This window comes from Pseudoxanthomonas sp. J35 (assembly GCF_000513995.1).
Classification (GTDB): domain Bacteria; phylum Pseudomonadota; class Gammaproteobacteria; order Xanthomonadales; family Xanthomonadaceae; genus Pseudoxanthomonas.
Genome location: NZ_AZVB01000007.1, coordinates 39045 through 56216 on the forward strand (window position 1 = coordinate 39045; position 17172 = coordinate 56216).

Below are 17172 nucleotides of genomic sequence, written 5' to 3' on the forward strand. Positions count from 1 at the left end.
CCGGAAAACAGGGAAAAGAGGCAGCAAAACGTGGCTCAGGCGAGCGTGGCGCGGGGCAGGCGCGACTGCGCCTGGCCGTAGCGCGCATCGGCCAGCAGGCCGTCCCAGCCCAGCGCGCCGCGGCCGATCAGGCCGGTCAGCGCGGCGGTGTTGAGGCGGCGGCCTTCGACCGCACCCAGCGATTCCTCGACCAGTTCGGGATGGCAGACCAGGACCACGTCGCAACCGGCGTCCAGGTGCGCGTCGATGCGCGACTTCACCCCGCCGGCGGAGAACGCCGCGGCCATGCCGATGTCGTCGGAGAAGACGACGCCGCGGAAACCCAGGCCGCCATTGGCCACGTCGCCGCGCAGCACGTCCTCGATCCAGAAGCGCGAATAGCCGGCCGGCTCGGGCGCGATGGCCGGGTAGGCGACGTGGGCCATCATCACCGCGTCGGCGCCCGCCTCGATGCCGGCGGCGAACGGGACCAGGTCCTCGGCGCGCAGCACCTCCAGCGGGCGCGGGTCGACCGCGTCGTCGAAGTGGGTATCCTCGAGCACGGTGCCGTGGCCGGGGAAATGCTTGAGCGTGGCGGCCATGCCGACGCTGTGCATGCCGCGCACGTAGGCGCGGGTGAATGCGGCGACCACCTGCGGGTCGTCGCTGAAGGCGCGGTCGGCGATGGCGCGGTTGCCGCGGGCCAGGTCGACCACCGGGGCGAAGCTCAGGTCCACGCCGCTGGCCCGGATCTCGCTGGCCATCAGCCAGGCGTGTTCCTCGGCCAGCTTCAGCGCCGCATCGGGGTCCCGGCGGTACAGCGCGTCGAAGGCCTGCAGCGGCGGCAGTTCGGTGTAGCCGTCGCGGAAGCGCTGCACGCGGCCGCCCTCCTGGTCCACGCAGACCAGCTGCGGGCGCGGCGCGGCGGCGCGGATCGCGGCCGACAGTTCGGCCACCTGGTCGCGCGAGGCGAAGTTGCGCTTGAACAGGATCACGCCGGCCACGGCGTCGTGCTGCAGCCAGTCGCGCTCCTGCGCGGTCAGTTCGGTGCCGGCGACGCCGATCACGAGCATGCGGGGGAACTCCATTCGCGCGCGGTCCGCGCGCCGGGCCATTGTCGCAGATGCGCCCGACGCCTGTGGACGTCCGGTTGACGCCGCAGGCGGCGAGGCGGGGGGGGGGCCGACGGGAGGCGCGCCGCCTAGACCTCGCAGCCGTCCGGGCCGCAGACCGCGCCGCCGCTGCCGCCGCCGGTACCGCCGTGGTCGCCCAGCGCCTGGCGCAGGGCGCCGGCGAACACCTCCGGCGTCTGCCCGCCGTGGACGGCGAGGCGGCCGTCGATCACGAAGGTCGGCACGGCGCGGATGCCCATGGCCTGGGCCTGGGCGATCTGCGCGCGGACCTCGGCCAGGCCTTCGTCGCCGGCCAGGAACGCTTCGACCCGCGCGGCGGGCAGGTCGCCGGCGGCAGCGGCAGCGACCAGGGTGTCGGTGGCGGCGAGGTTGCGGCCTTCGGCGAAGTGGGCGCGGAACAGCGCCTCGGCCACCGCCTGCGCATCGCCCTCGCGCGCGGCCAGCCACATCAGCCGGTGCGCGGGCAGGGTGGTGACCCGCACCTGGCCACGGCCGAAGTCCATCGGCAGGCCTTCGGCCTGCGCGGTGGCCTGGGTCTGCGCCAGCAGCTGCCGGGCGCGGTCGCGGCCGCCGAACTTCACCGTGTAGGCCTCCAGCAGCGGCACCGGTTCGGTGCCGGCGTCCGGGTCAAGCTGGAAGGGATGCCAGTGCAGTTCCAGCGGCGGGGCGGCGTCGCCCAGCAGCTCCACGCCACGCTGGAAGCGGTGCTTGCCGATCCAGCACCAGGGACAGACCACGTCGGACCAGATATCGATGCGCATCGCCGGAAGATGGGGCGTGCGCAGGCCCGGCGCAAGGCCGCGCGGCTGTCAGGCCTGGTCGCGTTCGGCCGGGGTCCAGCGCGAATACGGCCAGGCGGCCAGGGCCAGGTTGTAGTAGCGCGGCTCGTCGGTGACCTCGGCGCCCAGCCAGTCCGGCCGGGCATAGGCCTCGTCGGCCGACGCCAGTTCCAGTTCCGCCACCACCAGGCCGGCGTTGTCGCCGAGGAACTCGTCCACCTCCCACAGGTGGCCCTGGTGGCGCACGTAGTGCCGGTTCTTCTCGACCAGTCCGCCCACGCACAGGCCCAGCAGCTGGCGGGCGTCCGCGACCGGGATGGGGTAGTCGAACTCCTGGCGGGTGTGCCCCAGCTGGCGAGACTTGAGGTTGAGGAAGGCCTGGTCGCCCTCGATCCGGACCCGCACCGAGGCCTTCTGCGCGCCGCCGGCGACGACCTCCAGGTCGTTGAGGTAGCCCTGGGCCATGGGCTGGACCCGTTCGGCCGCGGCGCGCCAGCCGTCGCCGGCCGCCAGGAACTTGCGCTCGATCTCGATACCCACTGCCGCCTCCGGCCCTGCACCCCGGAAGCGGGGCGGGCACATGCTACGCGGCGGCGGGCGTGTTGCCACGCAGTACGCTGTCATTGCGCAGGATCATGGACGCTGTTACGGGCATCGTGTATTAAACCGGCATCCCCCGACTTCCACACACCCCCGATTCCCCGAATGCAGAAAGACAGCGCGATGCGCCTGCTCATCGTCGACGACCGCGTGGAGGATGCCGAAGCGATCGTCAGTGCCCTGCGCAACGGCGGCATCGCGGTGCGCCCCCTGCGGCCGGCCACTGCCGCCGAACTCGAACACATGGTCGCCAGCCAGCCGATCGACCTGGTGCTGGCCGCCGAGTCCCGCTCGATGCCGCTGGACCAGGTCCGCGCCCAGGCCGCGGCCAGCGGCAAGGACCTGCCGCTGCTGCTGCTGGTCGACCGGATCGACGACGCCGCGGTGCTGGGCACGCTTGGCGGCGGTGCCCGCGCGCTGGTGCTCAAGCACCGTCCGGAACACCTGCTGGAGACGGTCCGGCGCGAGTGGGCCGACCTGGAGGCGCGGCGCGGCCTGCGCCGCCTGGAGGCGCAGCTGCGCGAGACCGAGCGCCGCTGCGACTCGCTGATCGCCTCCTCGCGCGACCCGATCGCCTACATCCACGAGGGCATGCACATCCGCGCCAACGACGCCTACCTGGAGATGTTCGGGTTCGAGTCGTTCGACGAACTGGAAGGCATGTCGCTGCTGGACCTGGTCGGCCCGCAGCACATCGAGGGCTTCAAGCAGCTGCTCAAGTCGCTGTCCAAGGGCGAGCCGCCGCCGGCCGAGTACCTGATGGAGGCGCGCCACGTCGACGGCAGCACCTTCCCGGCGAAGATGGAGTTCGCCACCGCCACCTATGAAGGCGAGTCCTGCGTGCAGGTGGTGTTCCGCCGCCGCGAGGAGGTGGACCCGGAGCTGGCCCGCGAGGTCGAGGAACTGCGCCAGCGCGACCAGGTCACCGGCCTGCTCAACCGCCCGACCTTCCTGCGCATGCTCGAGGACGCGGTGGCGGTGGTCGGCCGCGACGGTGGCCAGTACGGCTTCCTGCTGGTCGAACCGGACCATTACGCCCGCCTGCTGCCGGACATCGGCCTGGATTCCGCCGACGCGCTGATCGCGGCGCTGGCCGCGCGGGTGCGCGATTCGGTCGACGCCGACGTCAAGGCGGCGCGCTTCGGCGAGCACAGCTTCGCCCTGCTGCTGGAAGGCAACCACGCCCGCACCCGGGCGGCGGCCGATGCGCTGCGCGAGGCGATCGCGACCCACGTGGTCAGCGTCGGCGACCGTTCGGTGGCGGTGACCGCCAGCATCGGCGGCGTGCAGGTCGGCGAGAAGATCGCCAGCGTGCCGCAGATCCTGGCCAAGGCGAACCAGTGCCTCGGCGCCGCCGCCGAGCTGGGCGGCAACAGCGTGCAGGTGTTCGACCCGGGCGCGGCCGACCGCGCCGAGGAGGAGCGCATCGCCCGCTGGGTGGCGCGGATCCGCGAGGCGCTGGCCGGCGAGGGCTTCGTCCTGCACTGGCAGCCGGTGATGAACCTGCAGGGCGAGCCGGGCGAGCTGTACGAGGCGCACCTGCGGGTGGACGCCAACGGCGAGCTGGTCAGCCCGACCGACTTCCTCGGCATCGCCGAGGAACACGGCCTGCTCGGCGAGATCGACCAGTGGGTGGTGCGCCGCGCGATCGCGGTGCTGGCCGAGCGCGAGCGCACCGGGCGCCAGACCCGGTTGCTGGTGCGGGTCAGCGCGCCGTCCTTCGGTACCCCGGACCTGGCCGCGCTGGTCCAGCGCGAACTGGCGGCGCATGGCGTCCCCGGCGAGCGGCTGTGGATGGAAGCGCCGGAGGCGAAGGTGTTCACCCACCTGCGCAACGCCCAGCAGTTCCTCGAGGCGGTGGCGCCGCTGGGCTGCCGGGTAGGCCTGGAGCAGTTCGGCTCGGGGCTGGATTCGTTCCAGCTGCTGGCCCACTTCAAGCCGGCCTTCGTCAAGATCGACCCGGGCCTGACCGACGAGATCGGCAAGCCGGGCGAGGCCCAGGACAAGGTCCGCGAGCTCACCGCGCGTGCACGCGAGGAGGGCATCCTGACCCTCGCCGCGCAGGTCGACGACGCGCAGGCGATGAGCCAGCTGTTCACCGCCGGCGTGGACTTCGTCTCCGGCGATTTCGTCGCGCCGGTGGGCGCGCAGATGAACTTCGAGTTCGGCTGAGCGCAGGGGTGGCCGCGTGCCGCCCCGACCGCGCGCAGCCCTCCAGCCGGAGCCGGCCATGCACGCGTTGCCGCCATTCGAGACCCACCACGTCGACAACGTCCCGCCGCCGTTCGAGCCGCGGGACCTGTGGGCGGACGATGCCGCCCTGCGCGAGGCCGTCGCGGCTGCGGGCGCGGAGGGTTACGCCGGACGCCTGCAGGCCTACGGGCGCCTGGCCGGCGACGAGCTGTACCGGCTCGGCTTCGATGCCAACCGCGACCGCCCGCGGCTGCGCACCCACGACCGCAACGGCCGCCGCATCGACACGGTCGAGTTCCACCCGGCCTACCACCGGCTGATGGAGCTGGCCAAGGCGCACGGGGTGGCCGGCCTGTCCTGGCACGAACCGGGGCCGGGCGCGCACGTGGCCCGCGCCGCGCTCAGCTACCTGCACCACCAGGCCGAGGCCGGCACCAGCTGTCCGCTGACCATGACCCACGCGGCCGTGCCGGTGCTGGCGCGCGAGCCGGCGCTGCGCGCCTGGGCGCATAAGGCCGCCGCGCCCGCCTACGACCCGCGCGACATTCCCGCCATGGCGAAGGACGGCCTGACCCTCGGCATGGGCATGACCGAGAAGCAGGGCGGCTCGGACGTGCGCAGCAACGCCACCACCGCCACGCCCGATGGCGACGCCTGGCGGCTGGTCGGGCACAAGTGGTTCTTCTCTGCGCCGATGAGCGACGGCTTCCTGGTGCTGGCGCAGGCGCCGGGGGGACTGACCTGCTTCCTGCTGCCGCGGCGGCTGGAGGATGGGAGCAGGAACGCATTCCGGCTGATGCGGCTGAAGGACAAGCTCGGCGACTGGGCCAACGCGTCCAGCGAGGTCGAGTTCTGCGGCGCACGGGCCTGGCGCGTCGGCGCCGAAGGCCGCGGCGTGGCCACCATCATCGAGATGGTGATGCTGACCCGGCTGGACTGCATGCTCGGCGCCGCCGCCGAGGTGCGCATGGCCCTGGCCCAGGCGCTGCACCACGCGCGCCACCGCGTCGCGTTCGGCCGGCGGCTGGTGGAACACCCGCTGATGGCCAACGTGCTGGCCGACCTGGCGCTGGAGTCGGAGGCGGCCACCGCCTTCGCCCTGCGCGTGGCCGCCGCGGTCGATGCCGCGCCGGCCGATCCGCAGGCCGCGGCCTTCGCCCGTGTCGCCACCGCGGTCGGCAAGTACTGGCTGTGCCGTCGCGCGCCGGCGCTGGTCAACGAGGCGCAGGAATGCCTGGGCGGCGCGGGTTACGTCGAGGAATCGATCCTGCCGCGGCTGTACCGGCAGGCACCGCTCAATTCGATCTGGGAAGGCAGCGGGAATATCCAATGCCTGGACGTGCTGCGCGCGCTGGCCCGCGAGCCGGCGGCGGCGCAGGCGTTGCAGGCCGGACTCGAGCAGGCCGCCCGGCGCCATCCGTTGCTGGAGCAGGCCGCCACGCACCTGCACGGCCAGCTGGCCGCGCGCGACATGCTCGAACCGCAGGCGCGCCTGCTGGTGGAACGGCTGGCCCTGGTGCTGCAGGGCAGCGTGCTGGCGGCCAACGGCAGTCCGCTGGCCGAAGCCTTCCTGCGCAGCCGCCTCGGCGGCGAACACGGCCTGGCGATGGGCACGCTGCCGCCGGACCTGGACTTCGCCGCGATCCTGGCGCGCGCGTGGCCGGCCTGAGCCGGCGCCTCAGTCGAGGAACTGCAGCCGCGCCAGTTCCGCGTACAGGCCGCCCTGGGCCAGCAGCTGCTCGTGGGTGCCTTCGGCGACGATCCGGCCCTGGTCCATCACCACGATGCGGTCGGCGCGCAGCACCGTCGCCAGGCGGTGCGCCACGACGAGGGTGGTGCGCCCGCGCATGAGGTTCTCCAGCGCGTGCTGCACGGCGCGCTCGCTCTGCGCGTCCAGCGCGCTGGTGGCCTCGTCCAGCAGCAGCACCGGCGCGTCCTTGAGCAGGGCGCGGGCGATCGCCACGCGTTGCTGCTGGCCACCGGACAGGCGCGTGCCACGCTCGCCCAGTTCGCTGTGGTAGCCCTGCGGCAGCGCCTCGATGAAGGCGTCGGCCTCGGCGGCGCGTGCGGCGGCGCGCACGTCCTCGTCGCTGGCATCCAGGCGGCCGTAGCGGATGTTGTCCATCGCGCTGGTGGCGAACAGCACCGGATGCTGCGGCACCAGCGCGACCTGGGCACGCAGCTGCGCGGGGTCGGTGTCGCGCAGGTCGATGCCGTCGATGCGCACGCTACCGGACTGCGGATCGTGGAAGCGCAGCAGCAGCGACAGCACGGTGCTCTTGCCGGCGCCGGAGGGACCGACCAGGGCCACGGTTTCGCCGGGCCGCACGTGCAGGTCGAAGCCGTCGAGCGCCGGCGCGTCCGGCCGCCCGGGGTAGTGGAACACGACCTGCTCGAAGCGGATCTCGCCGCGCAACGGCACCGGCAGCGCCACCGGCGAGGCCGGGGCGGCCACCTGCGGCTGTTCCTGCAGCAGCTCGGAGATGCGGCCCATGCCGCCGGCGGCGCGCTGCAGCTCGTTCCAGACCTCGGCCAGGGCGCCGACCGAGCCGCCGCCGATCAGCGCGTACAGCACGAACTGGCCCAGCGTGCCGGCGCTCATCGTGCCTTCGATCACGTCGTGGGCGCCGGACCACAGCACCAGCACGATCGCGCCAAACACCAGCACGATGGCCGCGGCGGTCACCGCCGCCTGCGCGCCGATGCGGCGGCGCGCGGTGGCCACGGCCACCTCCAGCGCGGCGCCGAAGCGGCCGCGTTCGTAGGGTTCGCGGGCATAGGCCTGCACCGTGCGTACCGCGCCGAGGGTCTCGGCGGCCAGCGCGTTGGCGTCGGCGACGCGGTCCTGGCTGGCGCGCGAGGCCTTCTCCAGGCGCCGCGCGCCCAGGACGATCGGCAGCACCGACAGCGGGATGCCGACCAGCGAGTACGCGGCCAGGCGCGGGCTGGTCACGAACAGCATCACCAGCGAGCCGATCACGGTGACGGTGCTGCGCAGGGCCACCGACATGGTCGTGCCGATCACGCTGCGCAGCAGCTCGCTGTCGGCGGACAGGCGCGAGACCAGCTCGCCGCTGCGGCTGCGGTCGTGGAAGGCCGGGTCCAGGCCGATCAGGTGCGCGTACAGCCGGTCGCGCAGGTCGGCCACGACCTTCTCGCCCAGCAGCGATACGAAGAAGAAGCGCGCGGCGGTGGCCACCGCCAGCACCACCGCGACCACGAACAGCAGGCCGAAGGCGCGGTTGATCTGGCTGCCGCCGGCGAAGCCGTGATCGATCATGTAGCGCACCGCCACCGGCAGGCTCAGGGTGGCGGTGGAGGACACCGCCAGGGCCACCAGCCAGGCGCCGAACAGGCCCAGGTGGCGGCGCACGAACGGCCACAGCGTGCCGAGGCTGCCGATGCGGCGCAGGCGGCTTTCCTTCGCTTCCGACATCAGCCGGCCTCCGTGGTGGTTTCGCCGACCGTGAAGCGCACCCGGTCGCGGGTGGCGTCGCGCAGGCGCGCCTGCAGCGCCGGCGCCTCGGTCGCGGGCAGGCGCAGGGTCAGGTGCGCGCCGTCGGCCTCGAAGCTCTCGCCGGTCTTTTCCGCCGCGTGCGCGTGCAGCGCCGCGTGCACCGTGCCCAGCTCCTCGAACGGGCAGGCCAGTTCCAGCGCGACCATCGCCACCAGCGGCTGGCGCTGGGCCAGGCGCAAGCATTCGGCCGCCGCGCCGCCGTAGGCGCGGACCAGGCCGCCGGCGCCCAGCTTGATCCCGCCGAACCAGCGCGTGACCACCACGACCGCGCGGTCGTAGCCCTGGCCGTCGATCGCGGCGAGGATCGGGCGGCCGGCGGTGCCGGCCGGTTCGCCGTCGTCGCTGGAACGGTAGTCCTGGCCGATCCGCCACGCCCAGCAGTTGTGGGTGGCGTCCGGATCGGAGACCTGGGCGATGAAATCCAGTGCCGCGGCCGGCGAGGCGACGGCGGCGGCCTGGGCGAGGAAGCGGCTGTGCCGTACTTCGAGAAGGTGGCGGGCCGGGGCGGCGAGGGTATTGGTCATCTGCCGACATTGTAGCCGGCGGCCCGGTGCAACCCTGCGCGCGCAGCGGCGTCAGTGCAGCAGCGCCTGCAGGTCTTCCGGGATGGCGATGTCGGGATGGGCGCGCACGAAGCGCTGCAGGCTGGCCTTCGCCAGTGCGTCGTTGCCGCTGTCGCGATGCCGGCGGATGCGCGGCAGCCACTCGTCGGCCGGCAGCGCGGCGTCGGCTTCCAGCGTGGCGAGCTCGGTGGTGGACAGCCCTGGTTCCCGGGCGAACGCGGCCGGCCTGGGCGCGGCCTGCGCCTCGCGCACTTCGCTGGTGGGCGGCAGCCGTGCCGCGGGTGCGGCCGTCGCGCCGGTATCGGCCACCGGTGGCGGCGGTGGCGGCGGGGAAGGTTCCTGGTAGAGGCCGGCTGCGGCCGGCGCGGCCGCGGCCGCGGGGGCTGGCGCCGCCTGCGCCGCCTGGCGTACGGCTTTTCCGGCCCGTTCCGAAGCGCGCTGGCGGGCCGCAGCCGTCGCCGCCTGCTGGGCCTGTTCGCGCGCCGCTGCCGCGGCAGCTTCTGCATCGGCCTGGCGTGCGGCCTTCTCCTGGCGCTGCGCGACGCGTCCGCTGGCGGCGGCCACCGCGGTGCGGCGTCCGGCATCGTCCTCTTCGCTGGCTACGGGGGCTTCGGTCGGCGGAGGCGCTTGCGCCGGCATGGGCGACGAAGGCCGCGCCGTCGCCGTGGCATCGCCGCCGGCGGTCTCCGCGGCCGCTCCGGCTTCCGCGGCCGCCCCGGCTTCCGCCGCCGGCGCGGGCACGGAGGCGGCGGCGGGCCGCGGCGGCTCGCGCAGCTGCCAGGCCACGCCTACCACCAGGGTCACCGTGGCGGCCAGGCCCATGGCCATCGGCCAACGTCGCAGCGGGCGCCGCGAATGCCTTTGCGTACCGCCCGCGGGTGCGGCGGTGGGGCCAGGCTGGCGCAGCGCATCGCGCGCCGCGGCCAGGATGCGGGCGTCCAGCAGCTCCGACGGGGCCTCGCCCCGTTCGGCGTCCGCCAGCAGGCGCGCCAGGGCGCGCTCTTCCGGATCCAGGGGTTCGTGTCGGCCGTTCATGGGTTCAACCTCGCGCGCAGCTTGTCCAGCGCGTAACGCAGCCGCGACTTGACCGTTTCCCGGCCGACCCCCGTGATCCGGCCGATCTCCTCCAGGCTCAGCTCCTGCTGCAGGCGCAGCAGCACCGCTTCGCGCTGCTCCTCGGGCAGCTCGTCCAGCGCCTCCTGCAGTCGCCGGCGGGTCTCCTCGCGCCCGGCCAGGCCTTCCGGATCGTCGGGGTCGGCGAGGGCGGCGGTGCGCAGGTCGGCGTCCGCCGGCGCCGGCGGACGATGCCGCTGCGCGCGCCAATGATCGTTCAGGCGGTTATGGGCAATCCGGTACAACCAGGTGGCGAAGGCGGCTTCGGGCTTCCAGCCGCTGCGCGCGGCGATCACCCGCTGCCATACGTCCTGGTAGATCTCCTCGGCCAGCGGGCGGTCGCGCAGCTGGCCGAGCAGGAAGCGGAACAGCGGATCGCGGTGGCGCCGGTACAGGGCCTCGAACGCGGCCGCGTCGCCGCCGGCCCAGGCGAGCATCAGGGTTTCGTCTTCGGCGGCGGCCGTCTGCTCCATGGCGACCAGACTACGGGACGCGACGCGGCGCGCAAGCGCCGGCGCGCGGCCGGGTCGCCGCCGCCGCGGGCGGGACGGGGTAAGGCAGGCCTGTTCCATGCGAGGGACAACGTGCGGGGAGGCGAGACGGGGTCCGCCCCACGCAAGTTGCCGCCGGAACGTTATGCTGGGGGCTGGGGTTCCCGGACCAGACCTGAATGAACCAGGCCAGCACAGCCGAAGACGCGCCGGGAACGGTGCTGCAGGCGTATCCGACCGCGCGCGCGCCACTGTTGCGCGCGCTGGCGGTGCTGCACGCGCAGCTGCCGGACGACGCCGAGGTGGCGCTGGGCTGGTCCGACGGCGTCCTCGGCACCCACGTGCTGACCGAACCGCCGGCGCTGGCCGGCGCCACGCAACGCATGGAACTGGCGCTGGCCGGGGTCTCGCCGCTGGAAGGCGGCCCGGACAGCCTGGCGCTGTCGTGGAGCGACGAGGAAGGCGCGCGCCTGTGCCTGCTGGCCCGGTTGCCGGTGCCGATGGAGCGATCGCGCGCCACCGCGTGGATGGCCGGCGCCCGCGCCCTGCTGGACTCGACGATGGACGCGGCCCGCGCGCGGGCGCGGATGGAACGGCTGGAGACCTCGCGGCGCCTGCAGCAGGCGCTGTTCGAGATCGCCGAGCTGGCCAGCGCCGAAGTCGAGATGGGCGAGATGCTAAAGCGCCTGCACGACATCATCGGCTCGCTGATGTACGCGCCCAACTGCTACATCGTCACCTACGACGAGGAGCGCGAGTCGGTCCGCTTCATCTACTTCGCCGACGAGGTCGACGACTACCAGCCCGACCCGGAGCGCGAGTGGACCGAGCGGGAGATGCCCAACAGCCTCACCTTCGCCCTGCTGCGCCACGGCAGCGCGCTGCGCGGGCCGTCCAGCCTGATCCGGCGCACCCTGCAGATGCCGCCCAGCGAGGCGCAGGGCCCGGACAGCCAGGACTGGCTGGGCGTGCCGATGAAGCGCGGCGACCGGGTCTGCGGCGCGATCGTGGTGCAGAGCTACGACCGCCCGGCCAGCTACACCGACGAGGATCGCGCCCTGCTGGGCTACGTCGCCCAGCACGTGCTGACCACCCTGGACCGGCGCCAGGCCCAGGCCGAGCTGGAGCGGCGCGTGCGCGAGCGCACCCTCGAGCTGCAGTACGCCAACCGCGAGCTGCAGGACGAGGTGGTCGAGCGCCAGCGCGCCGAACGCCTGCAGCATGCGCTGTTCCGCATCACCGAGATGGCGATGAGCTCGGACTCGCTGGACCAGTACTACGCCAAGGTCCATGCCGCGGTCGACGAGCTGATCTACGCGCGCAACTTCTACATCGCGCTGTTCACCGAGGACCAGCAGTCGATCGAGTTCGTGTACTCGGTCGACGAGAACGGCGACCACCGCCCGACCCGCAGGCTCAGCAACGGCCTGACCGAATACGTGCTGCGCAAGCGCGAGGCGCTGCTGGCCGACCGCGACAGCATCGACCGCCTGGTCGCCGCCGGCGAGGTCCAGGGGTACGGGATCCGCGCCTACAGCTGGCTGGGCGTGCCGCTGCACCGCGACGGCGAGGTGGTCGGCGTGATCGTGGTGCAGAGCTACACGCCGGGGATCCGCTTCACCGCCGACGACCAGCGGCTGCTGGCGTTCGTCGCCCACAACATCAGCAACGGCCTGGCCCGGCAGCGCGCCCAGGAGCGCCTGCGCGCCGCCCACGCCGAGCTGGAACGGCGCGTGATCGAGCGCACCATGGAGCTGGAAAAGGCCAACGAGCAGCTGGTCGCGCAGATCGCCGAGCGCGTGCGCGCCGAACAGCGGCTCACCCACCAGGCCCTGCACGACGCGCTGACCGGGCTGCCGAACCGCGCCTGCCTGCTGGACTGCATGGCCAGCACGATCGACCGCGCCCGCCACGGCGACGGCATGCCGTTCGCGGTGCTGTTCCTGGACCTGGACCGCTTCAAGCTGGTCAACGACTCCATCGGCCACGCCGCCGGCGACGAGCTGCTGGTGGAGGTGGCCAAGCGCATCGTTTCGGCGATGCGCGCCGACGACGTGGTCGCGCGCCTGGGCGGCGACGAGTTCGCGATCCTGGTCAGCTGCCCCGACGGCGGCGACAGCGTGCGCGACCTGGCGCCGCGGCTGCTGGCCCTGATCGGCCGCCCGCTGTGGGTGGCCGGGCGCGAGCTGTTCCCCTCGGCGAGCATGGGCATCGCCCTGTGGCACCCGCGCTACGACTCGGGCGAGGAACTGCTGCGCGACGCCGACGCGGCCATGTACCGCGCCAAGAACGAGGGCCGCGACTGCTACGCGATCTTCGACGAGGCCATGCGCGAGCAGGCGGTGCGCAGCCTCGACCTGGAGGCGGACCTGCGCCGCGCGATCAAGAACCGCGACTTCCTGCCGTACTACCAGCCGATCGTGCGCCTGGAGGACGGCGTGGTGGTCGGCCACGAGGCGCTGCTGCGCTGGCAGCACGAGCGCCGCGGGCTGCTGCCGCCGGCCGGGTTCATCGCCCTGGGCGAAGAGAGCGGGCTGATCGAGCAGGTCGACTGGCAGCTCTACGAACAGGTCATCAGCGAACTGGCCCGCGACGGCTCCGGCTACGTCTCGGTCAATGTCTCGCCGCGGCACTTCCGCTCGCCGGACTTCGCCGACCGCCTGCTCGGCCTGCTGCACGCGGTCGACGCCGACCCGGCGCGGCTGCGCGTGGAGATCACCGAGGTGGCGCTGCTCGACGACGCCCCGCGCACCCTGCGCATCCTCAACACCCTGCGCGAGCACGGCGTGCTGGCCCTGCTGGACGACTTCGGCACCGGCTTCTCGGCGCTGTCCTACCTGCACCGTTTCCCGATCTCCGGCCTGAAGATCGACCGCAGCTTCGTCGCCGGGCTGGACGGGGAGGGCGGCCGCCAGGAAAGCCTCGCCCTGGTCCGCGCGATCCTGGCCCTGGCCGGCACCCTCGGCATCGAGACCGTGGGCGAGGGCGTGGAAACCGCGGCCCAGCGCGACATCCTGGCCGAGCTGGGCTGTCGCTGCGGGCAGGGCTTCCTGCTCGGCCGGCCCTCGCCGCGCCGCCAGGGCTGAGCCGCCGGGGAAGCCGCGGTTCGGGCGCCGTTGCCCGCGGGCGTCTAGAATGCGCACATGCAGCACGACGCCGTCACCCAGCCCACGCCCCCCGCCTCGATCGGCCCCTGGCCGCGCCGTTCCACCCGCAAGGTCATGGTCGGCGGCATCGCCGTCGGTGGCGGCGCGCCGGTAGTCGTGCAGTCGATGACCAATACCGACACCGCGGACGTGGCGTCCTCGGTGAAGCAGGTGGCCGAGCTGTGGCGCGCCGGTTCGGAACTGGTGCGCCTGACCGTGAACACCCCGGAGGCGGCCGCGGCGATCCCGCGGATCCGCGAGAAGCTGCTGATGATGGGCATCGACGTGCCCCTGATCGGCGACTTCCACTACAACGGCCACCAGCTGCTGGCCGCCGAGCCGGCCTGTGCCGAGGCCCTGGCCAAGTACCGGATCAACCCCGGCAACGTCGGCTTCGGCAAGAAGAAGGACACCCAGTTCGCTTCGATCATCGAGAAGGCGATCGAGTACGGCAAGCCGGTGCGCATCGGCGCCAACTGGGGTTCGCTGGACCAGGCCCTGGCCGCGCGGCTGATGGACGAGAACAGCCAGCGCGCCGAACCGTGGGACGCCGGGCGGGTGCTGCGCGAGGCGCTGATCCGCTCGGCGCTGGACTCGGCCGACCGCGCGGTGGAGCTGGGCCTGCCGGCCGAGCGCATCGTGCTCAGCTGCAAGGTCAGCGGCGTCCAGGAACTGATCGCGGTGTACCGCGACCTGGCCTCGCGCAGCGACTACGCCCTGCACCTGGGCCTGACCGAGGCCGGCATCGGCAGCAAGGGCATCGTCGCCTCCAGCGCGGCGCTGGCGGTGCTGCTGCAGGAAGGCATCGGCGACACCATCCGCATCTCGCTGACCCCGGAACCGGGCCAGCCGCGCACCGCCGAGGTAGTGGTTGCGCAGGAACTGCTGCAGACCACCGGCCAGCGTGCCTTCACCCCGATGGTCACCGCCTGCCCGGGCTGCGGCCGCACCACCAGCACCTTCTTCCAGGAGCTGGCCAAGACCGTGCAGGAGCACGTTCGGGCGAAGATGCCGGAATGGCGCATCTCGCACCCGGGCGCGGAGAACCTGTCGCTGGCGGTGATGGGCTGCGTGGTCAACGGCCCGGGCGAGTCGCGGCACGCCAACATTGGCATCTCCCTGCCGGGGACCGGCGAGGCGCCGTCGGCGCCGGTGTTCGTCGACGGCGAGAAGAAGGTCACGCTCAAGGGCGAGAACATCGCCGCCGAGTTCGTGGCCCTGATCGACGAGTACGTCGACACGCGCTATGCCCGGAAGGCCGGCTGAGCCTCAGGCCCGGTCGCTCCTGGCCGCGCTGCGCGGCCGCTGGCGTTCGCTGCTCCTGCTGTTCGTCGGCGTGCTCCTGCCGCTGTGGCTGTTCGCCGAGCTGGCCGACGAGATCCACGAAATGGAGGCGCTGGTCTTCGACGACGCGCTGTTGCTGCGCGTGCACGCCTGGACCTCGCCGCTGCTGGACCGGATGTTCGTCTGGTTCAGCCTGGCCGGCTACCGCTACGGCGTGGTGCCGCTGGACATCGCCATCGCGCTGGGCCTGCTGCTGGCGAGGTGCTGGCGCGAGGCGGCGTTCGCCAGCGTGTCCTTCATCGGTTCGGCGCTGCTGAACCTGGGCACCAAGCAGTTCTTCCAGCGCGAGCGGCCCTCGCTGTGGGACTCGATCGCCCCGGAAACCACCTTCAGCTTCCCCAGTGGCCACGCGATGGGTTCGGCGACGCTGGCCGCGGTCGTGGTGCTGCTGGCCTGGCATACGCGCTGGCGCTGGCCGGTGCTGCTGGTGGCCGCGCTGTTCACCGGCATGGTCGGGGTGTCGCGCATGTACCTGGGCGTGCATTACCCGTCCGACGTGCTCGGCGGCTGGGCCGCCGGCCTGGCCTGGACCTCCGGGGTGTACCTGGTGCTGTTCCGCGCGCGCCGGCCGTGGCGGCGCCACTAGCGCCACCGCCGGATGGACGCGTGCCCGATGCGTTGCACCGGGCACGGCTTCCGCTGCCTAGCGGCCGAAGCGGTCGAGCAGCTTGTCGGTCGCCCTGTCGAGCAGGGCCGGGGCCTTCGCGCCGGAGAGCGCGGCGGATCCACCCGGATTCGCGCCGACGTTGGTGAAGGCGACCGGGAAGTCGCGGACCTTGCGGATGCGGCCCTGGCCCAGGTCCTCGAACTGCACGAAGGTGGCGTTGAGGACCGGATCCGGGGGAGGGGTAGCGCGGTTGCCCGCGACCAACAGGCCGGTCAGGCGTGGACGCTCAACGGCCCGGGCGGGAGTTCCCGGTGTCGGGCGCGGATGTCCACGGACCGGCGTGGGCGTCGAGATGGGCGCGCAGGAGGCTGGCAATGCGGGCGTGGTCGGCCAGGGATGGATGGAAGTGGCAGCCGCCCATGTCCAGGCCGTCGACCTCGACGAAACCGATCCGCCCTTCGCCCGCATTCCGCAGCTCCGCGACAGCGGCCTGCGCCGCCGCGCTGATCCGGCCTTCATGCAGCGACGTCGCCCACACCAGCACGTAGGCGTCCGGGTGCCTCGCGCGCAACGCGCCCAGGAACGCGGCGTAGCCGGCGACGAAGTCCGTGCGCAGCGCCTCCGCGTCCGGCCAGCGCTCGCCCGGATGCAGCGGCGTGGAGAAGTCGTTGGTGCCCAGGGCGACCACGATCGCCTGTGGATCCCAGTCGTCCTCCACGACCGCTTCGCCGTCCAGCAGCGCATGGGGCCAGGCCTGCGGCAGCGTGCGGCCCGGACCGCCGTTGTAGTTGCGGACCACGCCGCGGCCGGAGATGGCGCTGATCCGGTAGTCGGCGTCGTAGTGGCGCGCCAGCAGCGGGCCGAAGGCGCGGGTGTTGTCGGTGCGTTCCCAGACCTCCGCCCCGCTGCATTCGCGGGTGCCGGAGAGATTGCCGTAGCCGACGGTGTGCGAGTCGCCGACGAATTCGATCCGCGCCTCGCGGCGGGGCAGGGGCCGGGCGTGGCTTCCCCGGGGCAGGAGTAAGCCGTCGAAGCGCTGCGGGCCGGCCTGGTGCTCGGTGGCCACGTCGATGCGCAGGGTGTGCGCCGCGTCGGCCAGTCCGTCCACGCGGTACAGCCCGGGCGCGGGGCGGACCAGGGTCGCCACGGATTCCCCGTCGACGCGCACGTGCAGGATCACTTCGCCTTGCCCGATGGCGAAAGCGATCGCCCGGCCATGGAATGCGGTCTCGAAATAAAGCCCGGGCCACTGGTAGCTGTACCGGTGCCCATCGCGCAACACGCGACCGCGGGTGTGCACAGGCGCCGCTGCAGCCTCCGTAGCCCTGGCAAGCGCAGCGCACCCGGGATCGGCGCATGGCGAAACCACGACCCCGGAAGCGGCCTGCGGCCCTGGCCGGGCTGCAGGGGCGGACTCCGGAGCATCCTCCGGCGCCGGCGTGGCAAAACCGGCCGGGGCGGCAAGCAGCAGGGCAAGGAGCAGGTGCTTCATGCGGGCAGGGGCATGGCCGGTGACCGGCGCATCATCCTGCATCAGCGGCGTGCATGCCCGTGCGGTGCGGACGCCGGAAAAGACGAAGGCCCGGGCAATGCCCGGGCCTTCTGGTATTTGGTGGAGCCAGGGAGGATCGAACTCCCGACCTCGTCATTGCGAACGACGCGCTCTCCCAGCTGAGCTATGGCCCCACGGTCGCTTCGGCGAACCTG

Annotated in this window: 14 protein-coding genes and 1 tRNA gene; 5 read left to right on the forward strand and 10 right to left on the reverse strand. The window is 73.0% G+C overall.

Features of this window, described 5'->3' with window-relative positions; translation table 11 throughout:
- Positions 1-35 precede the first annotated feature (35 nt).
- The 3 genes from nagZ to PSEJ35_RS0105695 form a co-directional block, all read right to left on the reverse strand.
- Positions 36-1052, reverse strand: coding sequence for a beta-N-acetylhexosaminidase (gene nagZ, locus PSEJ35_RS0105685; RefSeq protein WP_028916950.1), 1017 nt, complete (start codon positions 1050-1052; stop codon positions 36-38).
- A gap of 128 nt (positions 1053-1180) precedes the next feature.
- Complete coding sequence (locus tag PSEJ35_RS0105690; protein ID WP_028916951.1) at positions 1181-1873, reverse strand: DsbA family oxidoreductase; 693 nt, start codon at positions 1871-1873, stop codon at positions 1181-1183.
- A 48-nt stretch (positions 1874-1921) separates the two neighbouring features.
- A complete protein-coding gene (locus PSEJ35_RS0105695; protein ID WP_028916952.1) occupies positions 1922-2431 on the reverse strand; it encodes a CYTH domain-containing protein in 510 nt (169 codons plus the stop codon).
- 165 nt (positions 2432-2596) lie between these two features.
- Here PSEJ35_RS0105695 and PSEJ35_RS0105700 point away from each other — a divergent pair, with 165 nt between their 5' ends.
- Both PSEJ35_RS0105700 and PSEJ35_RS0105705 read left to right on the forward strand, forming a co-directional pair.
- Positions 2597-4663 (forward strand): EAL domain-containing protein, encoded by a 2067-nt coding sequence (locus PSEJ35_RS0105700; protein WP_028916953.1) that lies wholly within the window; start codon positions 2597-2599, stop codon positions 4661-4663.
- Between the two features lie 58 nt (positions 4664-4721).
- Positions 4722-6353: an acyl-CoA dehydrogenase family protein gene (locus tag PSEJ35_RS0105705; RefSeq protein WP_028916954.1), complete on the forward strand. Its 1632-nt coding sequence runs from the start codon at positions 4722-4724 to the stop codon at positions 6351-6353.
- A 9-nt stretch (positions 6354-6362) separates the two neighbouring features.
- On the opposite strand, the gene PSEJ35_RS0105710 is transcribed toward PSEJ35_RS0105705, so the two are convergent.
- The 4 genes from PSEJ35_RS0105710 to PSEJ35_RS0105725 are packed head-to-tail and all read right to left on the reverse strand — an operon-like array spanning position 6363 to position 10350.
- The gene (locus PSEJ35_RS0105710) at positions 6363-8120 is read right to left on the reverse strand and encodes an ABC transporter transmembrane domain-containing protein (protein WP_028917040.1); all 1758 of its coding nucleotides are present in this window, start codon (positions 8118-8120) and stop codon (positions 6363-6365) included.
- Positions 8120-8725 (reverse strand): YigZ family protein, encoded by a 606-nt coding sequence (locus PSEJ35_RS15500; protein ID WP_037082523.1) that lies wholly within the window; start codon positions 8723-8725, stop codon positions 8120-8122. Before PSEJ35_RS15500 ends, PSEJ35_RS0105710 begins: the two co-directional genes overlap by 1 nt.
- A gap of 51 nt (positions 8726-8776) precedes the next feature.
- A complete protein-coding gene (locus PSEJ35_RS0105720; RefSeq protein WP_028916955.1) occupies positions 8777-9799 on the reverse strand; it encodes a hypothetical protein in 1023 nt (340 codons plus the stop codon).
- A complete protein-coding gene (locus PSEJ35_RS0105725; RefSeq protein WP_028916956.1) occupies positions 9796-10350 on the reverse strand; it encodes an RNA polymerase sigma factor in 555 nt (184 codons plus the stop codon). The genes PSEJ35_RS0105720 and PSEJ35_RS0105725 overlap by 4 nt, the downstream gene beginning before the upstream one ends.
- A gap of 197 nt (positions 10351-10547) precedes the next feature.
- Here PSEJ35_RS0105725 and PSEJ35_RS15505 point away from each other — a divergent pair, with 197 nt between their 5' ends.
- Genes PSEJ35_RS15505 through PSEJ35_RS15510 form a run of 3 tightly spaced genes read left to right on the forward strand, consistent with a single transcriptional unit; the run spans position 10548 to position 15444 of the window.
- Positions 10548-13454, forward strand: a complete 2907-nt coding sequence (locus PSEJ35_RS15505; RefSeq protein ID WP_084635448.1) for an EAL domain-containing protein — start codon at positions 10548-10550, stop codon at positions 13452-13454.
- A gap of 57 nt (positions 13455-13511) precedes the next feature.
- A complete protein-coding gene (gene ispG, locus PSEJ35_RS0105735; RefSeq protein WP_028916957.1) occupies positions 13512-14780 on the forward strand; it encodes a flavodoxin-dependent (E)-4-hydroxy-3-methylbut-2-enyl-diphosphate synthase in 1269 nt (422 codons plus the stop codon).
- On the forward strand, positions 14761-15444 hold the full coding sequence (locus PSEJ35_RS15510; RefSeq protein WP_051412530.1) for a phosphatase PAP2 family protein: 684 nt from the start codon (positions 14761-14763) through the stop codon (positions 15442-15444). The genes ispG and PSEJ35_RS15510 overlap by 20 nt, the downstream gene beginning before the upstream one ends.
- 57 nt (positions 15445-15501) lie before the next feature.
- Here the strand turns inward: PSEJ35_RS15510 and PSEJ35_RS15515 are convergent, their stop codons facing one another.
- The 3 genes from PSEJ35_RS15515 to PSEJ35_RS0105750 form a co-directional block, all read right to left on the reverse strand.
- A complete protein-coding gene (locus PSEJ35_RS15515; RefSeq protein WP_037082526.1) occupies positions 15502-15729 on the reverse strand; it encodes a hypothetical protein in 228 nt (75 codons plus the stop codon).
- 22 nt (positions 15730-15751) lie between these two features.
- Entirely contained in the window at positions 15752-16765 is a 1014-nt protein-coding gene (locus tag PSEJ35_RS15520; RefSeq protein ID WP_198014154.1) for an SGNH/GDSL hydrolase family protein, read from the reverse strand.
- 310 nt (positions 16766-17075) lie between these two features.
- Positions 17076-17151 (reverse strand) — tRNA-Ala (locus PSEJ35_RS0105750).
- Positions 17152-17172: the final 21 nt, after the last annotated feature.

What these genes read in the sequence shown, in the direction of transcription:
- PSEJ35_RS0105690 (WP_028916951.1), bottom strand. Translation starts at nt 1,873, where the DNA reads ATGCGCATCGATATCTGGTCCGACGTGGTCTGTCCCTGGTGCTGGATC.
- PSEJ35_RS15510 (WP_051412530.1), top strand. Translation starts at nt 14,761, where the DNA reads ATGCCCGGAAGGCCGGCTGAGCCTCAGGCCCGGTCGCTCCTGGCCGCG.
- nagZ (WP_028916950.1), bottom strand. Translation starts at nt 1,052, where the DNA reads ATGCTCGTGATCGGCGTCGCCGGCACCGAACTGACCGCGCAGGAGCGC.
- PSEJ35_RS0105710 (WP_028917040.1), bottom strand. Translation starts at nt 8,120, where the DNA reads ATGTCGGAAGCGAAGGAAAGCCGCCTGCGCCGCATCGGCAGCCTCGGC.
- PSEJ35_RS0105725 (WP_028916956.1), bottom strand. Translation starts at nt 10,350, where the DNA reads ATGGAGCAGACGGCCGCCGCCGAAGACGAAACCCTGATGCTCGCCTGG.
- ispG (WP_028916957.1), top strand. Translation starts at nt 13,512, where the DNA reads ATGCAGCACGACGCCGTCACCCAGCCCACGCCCCCCGCCTCGATCGGC.
- PSEJ35_RS0105720 (WP_028916955.1), bottom strand. Translation starts at nt 9,799, where the DNA reads ATGAACGGCCGACACGAACCCCTGGATCCGGAAGAGCGCGCCCTGGCG.
- PSEJ35_RS15505 (WP_084635448.1), top strand. Translation starts at nt 10,548, where the DNA reads ATGAACCAGGCCAGCACAGCCGAAGACGCGCCGGGAACGGTGCTGCAG.
- PSEJ35_RS0105705 (WP_028916954.1), top strand. Translation starts at nt 4,722, where the DNA reads ATGCACGCGTTGCCGCCATTCGAGACCCACCACGTCGACAACGTCCCG.
- PSEJ35_RS15500 (WP_037082523.1), bottom strand. Translation starts at nt 8,725, where the DNA reads ATGACCAATACCCTCGCCGCCCCGGCCCGCCACCTTCTCGAAGTACGG.
- PSEJ35_RS0105700 (WP_028916953.1), top strand. Translation starts at nt 2,597, where the DNA reads ATGCAGAAAGACAGCGCGATGCGCCTGCTCATCGTCGACGACCGCGTG.